The organism is Streptomyces sp. NPDC101219, from assembly GCF_044767675.1.
Lineage (GTDB): Bacteria > Actinomycetota > Actinomycetes > Streptomycetales > Streptomycetaceae > Streptomyces.
Genome location: NZ_JBIWOK010000035.1, coordinates 1 through 1413, shown reverse-complemented (window position 1 = coordinate 1413; position 1413 = coordinate 1). Strand labels below are relative to the sequence as shown.

Sequence of the window (1413 nt, the reverse complement as noted above, 5' to 3'; positions counted from 1 at the left end):
AACACAGTGGACGCGAGCAACTGAGGACAAGCCCTCGGCCTATTAGTACCGGTCAACTCCACACGTTACCGTGCTTCCATATCCGGCCTATCAACCCAGTCGTCTACTGGGAGCCTTACCCCATCAAGTGGGTGGGAGTCCTCATCTCGAAGCAGGCTTCCCGCTTAGATGCTTTCAGCGGTTATCCCTCCCGAACGTAGCCAACCAGCCATGCCCTTGGCAGAACAACTGGCACACCAGAGGTTCGTCCGTCCCGGTCCTCTCGTACTAGGGACAGCCCTTCTCAAGACTCCTACGCGCACAGCGGATAGGGACCGAACTGTCTCACGACGTTCTAAACCCAGCTCGCGTACCGCTTTAATGGGCGAACAGCCCAACCCTTGGGACCGACTCCAGCCCCAGGATGCGACGAGCCGACATCGAGGTGCCAAACCATCCCGTCGATATGGACTCTTGGGGAAGATCAGCCTGTTATCCCCGGGGTACCTTTTATCCGTTGAGCGACGGCGCTTCCACAAGCCACCGCCGGATCACTAGTCCCGACTTTCGTCCCTGCTCGACCCGTCGGTCTCACAGTCAAGCTCCCTTGTGCACTTACACTCAACACCTGATTACCAACCAGGCTGAGGGAACCTTTGGGCGCCTCCGTTACTCTTTAGGAGGCAACCGCCCCAGTTAAACTACCCATCAGACACTGTCCCTGATCCGGATCACGGACCCAGGTTAGACATCCAGCACGACCAGACTGGTATTTCAACGACGACTCCCCCTGAACTGGCGTCCAAGGTTCACAGTCTCCCAGCTATCCTACACAAGCCGAACCGAACACCAATATCAAACTGTAGTAAAGGTCCCGGGGTCTTTCCGTCCTGCTGCGCGAAACGAGCATCTTTACTCGTAGTGCAATTTCACCGGGCCTATGGTTGAGACAGTCGAGAAGTCGTTACGCCATTCGTGCAGGTCGGAACTTACCCGACAAGGAATTTCGCTACCTTAGGATGGTTATAGTTACCACCGCCGTTTACTGGCGCTTAAGTTCTCAGCTTCGCCCCACCGAAATGGAGCTAACCGGTCCCCTTAACGTTCCAGCACCGGGCAGGCGTCAGTCCGTATACATCGCCTTACGGCTTCGCACGGACCTGTGTTTTTAGTAAACAGTCGCTTCTCGCTGGTCTCTGCGGCCACCCCCAGCTCACCGAGTAAATCGGATCACCGAGTGTGGCCCCCCTTCTCCCGAAGTTACGGGGGCATTTTGCCGAGTTCCTTAACCATAGTTCACCCGAACGCCTCGGTATTCTCTACCTGACTACCTGAGTCGGTTTAGGGTACGGGCCGCCATGAAACTCGCTAGAGGCTTTTCTCGACAGCATAGGATCATCCACTTCACCACAATCGGCTCGGCATCAGGTCTCA

1 rRNA gene is annotated in these 1413 nt (G+C 56.1%); it reads right to left on the bottom strand.

Annotated elements, in window-relative coordinates:
- Positions 1 to 22: 22 nt before the first annotated feature.
- Positions 23 to 1413: ribosomal RNA gene (locus tag ACIRPP_RS31930) — 23S ribosomal RNA — on the bottom strand; the annotation flags it as partial.